The following is a 9,008-nucleotide window of genomic DNA, read 5'->3' on the forward strand; positions in this document are numbered from 1 at the left end:
GCCGATATGCTGGAGGTCATCGACCGGTCCTTCCGTTCATCGCTTCCCTGACGTACCGGTTCTCCAGGCGCCGCATCGCCTTCCGCTCGTCAGCGGTCTCGTGATCGAGGCCCAGAAGGTGCAGCACGCCGTGCGCCGTCAGCTTGAGCAGTTCCCGTCCGAGCGTCCTACGGTAGCGACCGGCCTGTACAGCTGCACGGTCGAGCGATATGACGACGTCGCCCAGTACCGTCTCTGACTCCTCGTTCACGCCGCTCGGCTCTCCCTCTGTCAGAGCGAAGGCGAGGACGTCCGTGGGGCGGTCGACGTGACGGTAGTCACGGTTGAGCTCGTGGATGCGTTCGTCGTCGGTGAACGTCACGGTGACGTCGGCGTCCCGATGGTCGTGGTCCTCGAGGATCCGCGACACGAGATACCTGATGGCGCGGCGGTCGATGCCGGCCGCCCCGCGGGGTGCGCTAACCCTGATCGGCATCGCCACGTCCCGTCCCGCCGCCGGACTTCCGGGTCTCCTCCGGTCCGTCCTCACGACCCTCGCCGTTCTCCTCCTGATCGGGGTAGCGGACGCGCTGATGGTACATGCCGACCAGCACGCGGAAGAAGGCGTCACGTATCTTCCTGAGATCGGAGAGCGTCAGCTCGGCGTCATCCAGCTGATGGTCGTGCCATCGCTTCTCGATGACGGCGTCGATCTCCGCCTCGATGCGCTTCGGCGTCAGCTGCTCGTCGATCGACCGGACGCGGGCCTCGATGGTGTCGGCCAGCGAGATGATCGCCGACTCCTTGCTCCGCGGCCTGGGCCCCGGGTAGCTGAAGTCGGCCGCGGGTACCTGCCCCTCGCCCCCCGCCTCCTCGACGGCCTTCTGGTAGAAGAACTCCATCCGGCTCGTACCGTGGTGCTCGCGGATGATGTCTATGATCGGCTCGGGCAGGCCCTCCTTGCGGGCGAGCTCCTCGCCGTCCTTGACGTGTGATCGGATCACGAGGCTCGAGACCTTCGGCCGGATGCTCGTGTGCTTCGAATCCTCGGGCTCGATGCCCTGCTGGTTCTCCACGAAGTACCCGGGGGTCACGAGCTTGCCGATGTCGTGGTAGTACGCTCCGACACGGGCCAGGAGTCCGTTCGCGCGGATCGCCTCGGCCGCCGCCTCGGAGAGATTCCCGACGATGATGCTGTGATGGTACGAGCCCGGCGCCGCCATGGCCATCTTCCGGAGGAGGGGTTTGTTCATGTCGGCCAGCTCGAGGAGCGTGATGTCGGTCGTGACCTTGAACCCGCGCTCGAAGAGCGGCAGGGCCACTACGACGATGCCCATGCTGACGATCGCGTTGAGGCCACCCCAGCCACACCGTGTCAGCGTCTCGAGGCTCAGGTCGACGCGGGCGATGTCTGCGACCGCGATCGCGATCGCGTACGCCGCCACGACGCGGATGCCCGACCAGTAGAAGTCCTCGCGGTGCCTGACGCGCCGGACCGAGTAGGCCGCCACGCTCCCGGCCACGAGCGACACGAAGACGTAGGGTATCCCGAGTCCCGCATAGATCGCCGACAACATGACGGTGACGGTCGTGGCGATGATCGCGATCTCGAACCCGAAGAGCATCGAGGCGAGCATCGCCAGGACCGCGACGGGGATGAGATACGGGGACAGTTCCGGAACGCTGTGGATGACGGCGGCCCCGGCCATCACGATGACCAGCAGCACGATGAACAGGATCTGACATCTGAGGTCGAGCAACATGCTGCGCTTACGGACGGCGACGTAGAGCGCGAGGGCCCCGATCAGGAGGAGCGCCTGCAGAGCTCGTCCAAGGGCCGGGAAGAACCTCCTGCCCGTTCTCTCCATCCTGAGAAGCTCGGCTCGGCGGGCCTCCATCGACTGAAGGACGACAAGGTGATCCTCCGTCACGCGTTCGCCGCGCTCGATGATGACCTCGTTCTCCTTCAGGTCCCGGCCCGTCTGACGGCTGACGCTCTCGATCGCCTCGCGGCGGCGGCGCTCGGTCTCCTGCTCGTTCTCGGCGACGTTCCACCGCAGGAACGGGACGACCAGCTCGCGGACCGCGGCCGCCATCTCGGGGTCGTCGAGCGCGCGCATCGCCTCGCCCTCGGCGAGCTCCGGAATGTCCCCCTCGCGAAGGAAGGCCGCCTGACGCACGAGGGTCTCCTCGCCGTCTCTCACAAGCATGACGGTCTGTCCCGGCGAGAGGTCCGCGGCATCGCTGCTCCGGACGATCCCCGCGTCGTAGACGTCGTTGAGCACCTCGCGGGCCCGCTCCTCGACGTCGGCCGCTTTCTCCTCATCCAGGAGCACGCGGCGCGTATCCTCGGACAACGGTATCGAGAGCTGTCCGAGCATGTCGAAGCGCTGCGACTCGGGCTCCTCGCCCGTCCGGATCTCGTAGATCTTCGTCAGGAACTCGCCGAAGTGCTTCCGCTGTTCCGTGCGTATCCCGTCGCGATACTCGTAGACAGGGAGGACCCCGGCCTCGGCCGCGCGGCGCTCCTCGTCGAGCTCCTCCTCCGACTTCAACACGTCGAAGTCGAACGGGGCGACGATGTCCTCCCGGGCGATCTGCCCGACGGTCAGGTCGTGGCTCTTCACGGGCGTCGCGCCCGGGAAGACCAGCTCGAGGAGCACGAGGAACGCGATGACGAGCAGAACGCCCGCCAGGATCACCTGGCGCGAGGGCAGGGGCCCGGGGGGTTGCCCGTTCAGGTCGAGACGGACCCTCTGCGCCCGGGCGCTCGGCTCCTTCTTCTTCCCGATGCCCAGCGGCATCACGAATCATCCTCCTCATCGGCCGCTCTGGCACGGTCGGCGGCGTAGCGTTCGAACGCCTTGACGATCTCGCGAACCAGCCTGTGCCTGACGACGTCGCTCTCCGAGAGGTAGACGAACGCGATGCCGTCGATGTCGTCCAGGATATCCTGGATCCTCACAAGACCGGACATCCCCTTGTCCGCGAGGTCGATCTGGGTGATGTCCCCCGTGATGACCGCCCGCGAGTTGAAGCCGAGTCGGGTCAGGAACATCTTCATCTGCGGATTCGTGCTGTTCTGTGCCTCGTCGAGGATAACGAACGAGTCATTGAGCGTCCGCCCGCGCATGTAGGCGAGCGGGATGACCTCGATGGTGCCGATCTCGATCAGCCGTTTGACGCGCTCCGGGTCCATCATCTCCCTGAGCGCATCGTAGAGCGGCCGAAGATACGGCGCGATCTTCTCGTGGTAGTCGCCGGGCAGGTACCCGAGGCTCTCGCCGGCCTCGACCGCCGGACGCACAAGCACGATGCGCTCGACCAGCTTCTGTCGGAGCGCCGCGACCGCCATGGCGACGGCGAGATAGGTCTTCCCCGTTCCCGCCGGACCGATCGAGACGACGATGTCGTTCGCCTCGAGTGCCTCGACGTAGCGCTTCTGGCCTACGGTCTTCGGCTCGACCGGCTTCTTGAGCCCCTTGAGCTTCGTCCCGCCGGCGTAGAACCGCCGAAGCTCGTCGGCGCGGTCGTCCTTCACCATCCTGACGGCGTACGAGACGTCCTCCCGCCGGACCGCGCGTCCGCGTCGTACCAGCCGCGCCATCTCGCCGATCACGATCTCGATCGCATTGACCTCGTCCTCGGGGCCGTCGATCGTGATCTCCCCGCCGCGGGCCGTCACCCGAGCGGTGAACGAGTCCTGGATGAGCCGGAGGTTCTCGTCATTCCGTCCGTAGAGATGGACCGAGTCGATGTCTCCTACCGGGATCTTCCGCTTCAGTCCCGCCTCCCCGTCGCTTCGGACCACACTCCCGTGTCCTTCGCGTCAAAAGGAAGGCTCCCGGCACGGTCACGGGACCGCGAACCGGGAGCCCTGCCCGTTCACGACAAAGCTATGCTCTCTGCGTCCTATCGTGCCGCGCAGAGGATGCTGTCCGTACCCCCCACATTGTCGAGCGGCTCGTCGAGCCAACCGGACCCCCGAGTGGCTAGCGAGGGATCGTCAGCTCCATGCCCGGCTGAATGATATCGGGGTTCGAGATCATGTCCTTGTTGGCCTCGTAGATGCGCTCCCACATCCGGCCGTCGTCGTAGATCTCCCAGTACCGGGCGATCTGCCAGAGGTTCTCCCCCGACTTGACGGTGTACGTGTACGGCCAGTCGCGCGGGATGACGAGCTCCCAGTCCGGGTAGATGAGGTTCGGATCCGTGAAGCCGTCTATCCGGTCCTTGTTCGCCCTCCAGATGCGCTTCCACTTGTCTCCGTCGGCATAGATCTGCTCCATGCCGGAGATCTTGTGGAGGAAGTCGCCCTTCTGGACGACGTAGACCCTCGGAAGGCCCTCGAAATAGGCGATCTCGCTTCTCAGTTCCTCGACGTCGCTCTTGAGCTCGCGAAGCCGCGGCTCCAGACCAGCCAGCTCGGACTCGAGGTCCTCGATCGCCTGCTTTTCCATCGCCAGGTCGTCCTGCGCCTCGGCGATGCAGTCCTCGCTCGCCTGATACTCGGCCAGAAGGGCCGAGCAATAGGATTCGCGCTGCTCATCGGTGAGCTGCTGGAACTCCTCGTCGGTGTAGAAGTCACCGGCGCTCGGTTCTGCCGTCCGCGGGCACCCTGTTCCGCAGCCGGACACGAACACGAGAGCGGCGAGGAGGACCAGCGCGACAGATAGTCTCGTCAGCATGTTCTTCTCTCTCCTCGTTTGCTTCGCGGTCGGCTAGCGCCCGCTTCCCTTTCTGAGGTCATGGAGTCTCGCGGCCAGCTCGTCGGGCTCCCCCTCGAGCTCCCGCATCTCCGCGTTCATCTCGGCCACCTCCGCCTCCAGCTCGGCACGCTCTTCTCGAGCCGCGTCGAGCTCGGCGGTCGCTGCATCGCATCCGTCCTGAGCGGCCTGTACCTCGGTCGGCATGACCTCACACGGAGGCTTCGGGCCGCACCCGACGACGCCGATGCTCAGAAGCAGGAGCGACGCGGCGAGAGCGATGAACCATCTGCTCGTCTTTGCCATCGCCTTAAGACCCCCTCTTCAGTTGCCACAATAACCAATGACGCCCCCGGACGGAGGCGAAGCACACCTTCCCATGTTCGCCGTCAACCTATCAAAGCCCCCCGGTAGTGTCAAGCCCAATCTCCCGACAGGCGGGCTCTTAGGCCATCCCGAACCCCCGCTCACTCCAGATAGCCGAGTGAGCGCAGCATCTCCCGGGTCGCCTCATCAGGCTCTTCGGGCCTGGCGCGGGGGCCCCATCCCTGCACGATCCCGGCCAACTCGGCCCCGAGTGAATCGGCCAAGGGACGACGAAGGTCCACTATATTGGACGTCTCACCCGGATCGGCCGCCAGGTCATAGAGCTCGGCCCTCCCGCCCGGCCGGGCGATGAGCTTCCACCGGCCGGCGCGGAGCGCGGTGGCCTCGACCGGCACGTGAGGGTTCGCCTCGACGACGAGCGGCCGGCTCTCGCGGGGGGCGCCGCTCAGCACCGTGCCGCCCGGACTCCACTGAGCCTCGACACCTGCGAGTTCAAGGATCGTCCCCGCGAGGTCCATCACGCTCACCTGCTTGTCACGGACACCCGCCTCCACGACGCCCGGCCGCCAGAGCACCAGCGGAACCCGGCACGTCTCCTCGTAGACGTCGGAGTGCCCGAACCACAGGTCCGGCGGCAGCCGCCGCTCGTGCATGTGCTCGCCGTGGTCGCCGACCACGATGACCGCGGTCCCCGCGGAGAGTCCCCGCGCGTCCAGCGCCGCCAGCAGCTCCCCGAGCGCGCGGTCGGCACGCCGAACCTCGTCCCGGTAGAGGCCCGCGATGGTCGCCTCCAGATCCTCCGAATCGCCCGACGCGGCCGCCCGCTCCAGGGCCTCGCGGTCGCTCTCCCGGAAGACGACCCGCCCATCCTCGCCGACGTACGGCGTGTGGGGCTCGAAGTAGTGCACCCACAGGAAGAAGGGCTCTCCGGAGACGGCGTCGAGGAAGCGGACGGCCCGCTCGTTGGTCTCGACGGCCGCTCGCTCGTGGGCGAACACGCGCGCCTTGACCCGGCGCGGCAGTCCCTTCCAGCCGGCGTGATAGCGGAAGCGGTCGTGCCCTCCACGGTCGTAGTACGTGTCGAACCCCTGGCTGAAGGCGGAGGGATGTGCATCCATGTGCGACACGCTGATCGCGGCACCGGTCCGGAGCCCCGCCGCGGCGAGGACCTCGGTAACCGTCGTTGCAGCGGGGTCGAGCTGCACCGAGTTCCTGACGACGCCGTGTTCCTCGGGGTAGAGGCCCGTCAGCATGGACGCGTGGCTCGGGTCGGTGACGACCATCGGAACGACGGCGTTCTCGAACCGCAGTCCGTCCGCAGCCAGTCGGTCGACGGTCGGGGTCAGGGATTCAGCGTCGGGGCCGTTGTAGCATCCGAGGTGGTCGGCACGGAGCGTGTCAATGGTGACGAGCAGAACGGAGAGTGGACTTGACGAGGCGGTCGCGCCGACCGGCGTCATGCCTGAGCCGCCCGGGCCGAACGACCAGAGCCCCGACGCGAGGCCCGCGACGAGCGCGACAAGTGCGGCGACCGATCCTGTGCACAGAGGCCCGAACCGGTGCGACGCGATCCAGAGGACGCCGCCGAGGACGATCGCCAGCGCGAGACCTGCCGCTCCCCACCCGACCATCGCCCCGCCGGCGAGCCCGGCGTTATCGATGGTCGCCGTGGCCACGAGCATGACCAGCACGAGCGTCGCGGCCCCGGCCATTGCCGGCACGGGGCTCCGCCCCCTCCGGATGATGCTCAGGAGCCACCCGATGACGGCACCCAGCACGAGCCCCGCCGCCGCGTACGCCGCTCCCGGCAGGAGAACGAACGCTGCGAATGACCTGACCGTGTGGAAGTAGTAGCCCTGCAGGAAGGTGATGAGGACGCTCTCGAGGACGCCGCCGCCGAAGCCGACGGCCGCGGCGACGAACGCTGACTCGAGTATGGGGTGTCGTGTCTGCATCCTCTGCTCCGCGGCCCGTGAGGTCCTGGGGGCATCCCTCGGGAGCGAGTTCAGGCCGCCACAGGCGGCCTTAGTCGAGCGAAGAGGGATGACTCGACGGGCCGAGCGGGCCGAACGACCAGGCGGCGGCCGGGCCTACTCCCCGTCGTCCTCGAGGCCGACGAACTCGATGTGGAGCTCATCCAGGACGTCCTCCTCGAGCGGCGAGGGGGAGCCGTCCAGCAGAGAGAGCCCGCTGTACGTCTTCGGGAACGCGATCGTGTCGCGGATCGAGTCCTCGCCCGTCAGCAGCATCACGATGCGGTCGAGCCCCGGCGCGAGCCCGCCGTGAGGCGGCGCGCCGTACTCGAGCGCCTTCAGGAGGAAGCCGAAGCGCCGCTCGGCATCCTCCTTCGTGATGCCGACGACCGCCATCACCCGCTCCTGGATGTCGCGGCGGTGGATTCGGATCGAGCCCGACGCGATCTCGAAGCCGTTCAACACGAGGTCGTAGAGCCGCCCGTGCACGCGCGCGGGGTCGCTCTCGAGGTACTCGAGATCCTCGGTGCGCGGCATCGAGAACATGTGGTGCTCAGCCTCCCAGACCTCGACGTCCTCGTTCCACGCGAAGAGCGGGAACTCCGTAACCCACAGGAATCGGAACGCTTCATCGTCCTTCACGAGCTCGAGCTCCGAGGCGATCTCGTTCCTAAGAACGCCGAGCACGGTGGCGGCGCGCTTCCACTGATCGGCCGCGAAGAGCAGCAGGTCGCCCTCGGACGCCTCCGTCCTCGCGAGGATTTCGCGCGACTCGTCGTCCGAGAGGAACTTCGAGATGCCGCCCGAGAGCCCGCACGATTCGACCTTCGCCCAGGCGAGGCCCTTCGCGCCGTGCTTCTTGGCGATCTTCTCCTTCCGGTCGATGTCGCTCCGGCTCCACGTCGCGCATCCCGGCGCGACGATGCACTTGACGACTCCGCCGGCATCGACAGCGCCCTTGAAGACCCTGAAGTCCGACTCGGCGACGATGTCGCTCAGGTCGTGAAGCTCGACCTCGAAGCGGACATCGGGCTTGTCGCTCCCGTACCGGTCCATCGCCTCGCGGTAGGTGAGTCTGGGGAACGGTGTCTCGATGTCGACGCCGCGGACCTCCTTCCAGAGCGTCTTCATAAGACCCTCGGCGACATCGAACACGTCGCCCTCGTCGACGAAGCTCATCTCGAGGTCGATCTGCGTGTGCTCCGGCTGACGGTCCTTTCTGAGGTCCTCGTCACGCAGGCACCGCGCCAGCTGGAAGTAGCGGTCGCAGCCCGCGACCATCAGGATCTGCTTGTAGAGCTGCGGCGACTGCGGAAGCGCGTAGACCTTGCCGGGATGGACCCGCGACGGGACGACGAAGTCGCGGGCACCCTCGGGTGTCTTCTTGGCGAGCATGGGCGTCTCGATCTCGAGAAAGCCCAGCTCCGAGAGGTAACGCCGCGTCGCCTGCGCCGCCCGGTGACGGGCCTCGACAAGCCTCTGCATGTGAGGCCGCCTGAGATCCAGGTAGCGGTACTCGAGTCTGAGCTCGTCGCTCGCCTTCACGGGCTCCTCGAGCACGAACGGCGGCGTCGCTGAGCTGTTGAGGATCCGCATCTCGCGCACGACGACCTCGACCTCGCCCGTGGGCATGTCGGTGTTCGCGGTGCCCTCCGGCCGCTCGCCGACGGTGCCGACAACGGCGATGACGTCCTCGGCCCCGAGGCTGCTCGCCCTCTCGAACAGCGCTGGATCGTCGTCGGGCCGGAACACGATCTGCGTTGTTCCGTAGCGGTCCCTGAGGTCGATGAACAGCAGGCCGCCGAGGTTCCGTCTCCGGTGCACCCATCCCATCAGAACGGCTTCGGCGCCCGTATCCGACCCGCGGAGTTCTCCTGCAGTGTGTGTTCTCTTGAGGTCGCCCATCGGTTCCAGTGCGCTCGTCACGTCGTTCCCCCACCTGCCTTGATGTGATCGGCGAGCGACTCGAGCGGCACGCTCTCCTGCTCGCCGGACTCCATGTCCTTGACCTGTGCCTCGCCGC

At 67.0% G+C, this 9,008-nt stretch carries 7 protein-coding genes; all 7 read right to left on the reverse strand.

The features are described 5' to 3' along the window. Nucleotides 1-16: 16 nt before the first annotated feature. The 7 genes from ybeY to aspS all read right to left on the reverse strand — a co-directional run bounded on the left by ybeY (nt 17) and on the right by aspS (nt 8,890). Nucleotides 17-475 carry an rRNA maturation RNase YbeY gene (gene ybeY / locus GF405_04210; protein ID MBD3367369.1) on the reverse strand — a complete coding sequence of 153 codons (459 nt, stop codon included), beginning with the start codon at nt 473-475 and terminating at the stop codon, nt 17-19. Continuing rightward, a complete protein-coding gene (locus GF405_04215) occupies nt 459-2,786 on the reverse strand; it encodes an HDIG domain-containing protein (GenBank protein ID MBD3367370.1) in 2,328 nt (775 codons plus the stop codon). Before GF405_04215 ends, ybeY begins: the two co-directional genes overlap by 17 nt. Then, nucleotides 2,783-3,763, reverse strand: coding sequence for an AAA family ATPase (locus GF405_04220; protein MBD3367371.1), 981 nt, complete (start codon nt 3,761-3,763; stop codon nt 2,783-2,785). Before GF405_04220 ends, GF405_04215 begins: the two co-directional genes overlap by 4 nt. Before the next feature lie 208 nt (nt 3,764-3,971). Continuing rightward, nucleotides 3,972-4,667, reverse strand: a complete 696-nt coding sequence (locus GF405_04225) for a LysM peptidoglycan-binding domain-containing protein (GenBank protein ID MBD3367372.1) — start codon at nt 4,665-4,667, stop codon at nt 3,972-3,974. Between the two features lie 33 nt (nt 4,668-4,700). Beyond that, complete coding sequence (locus GF405_04230) at nt 4,701-4,991, reverse strand: hypothetical protein (protein MBD3367373.1); 291 nt, start codon at nt 4,989-4,991, stop codon at nt 4,701-4,703. Nucleotides 4,992-5,152: 161 nt separating this feature from the next. After that, entirely contained in the window at nt 5,153-6,967 is a 1,815-nt protein-coding gene (locus GF405_04235; GenBank protein ID MBD3367374.1) for a sulfatase-like hydrolase/transferase, read from the reverse strand. A gap of 135 nt (nt 6,968-7,102) precedes the next feature. Continuing rightward, nucleotides 7,103-8,890: an aspartate--tRNA ligase gene (gene aspS, locus GF405_04240; protein ID MBD3367375.1), complete on the reverse strand. Its 1,788-nt coding sequence runs from the start codon at nt 8,888-8,890 to the stop codon at nt 7,103-7,105. Between the last annotated feature and the right edge of the window lie 118 nt (nt 8,891-9,008).

It is taken from the genome of Candidatus Effluviviaceae Genus V sp. (assembly GCA_014728125.1).
Classification (GTDB): Bacteria; Joyebacterota; Joyebacteria; order Joyebacterales; family Joyebacteraceae; genus WJMD01.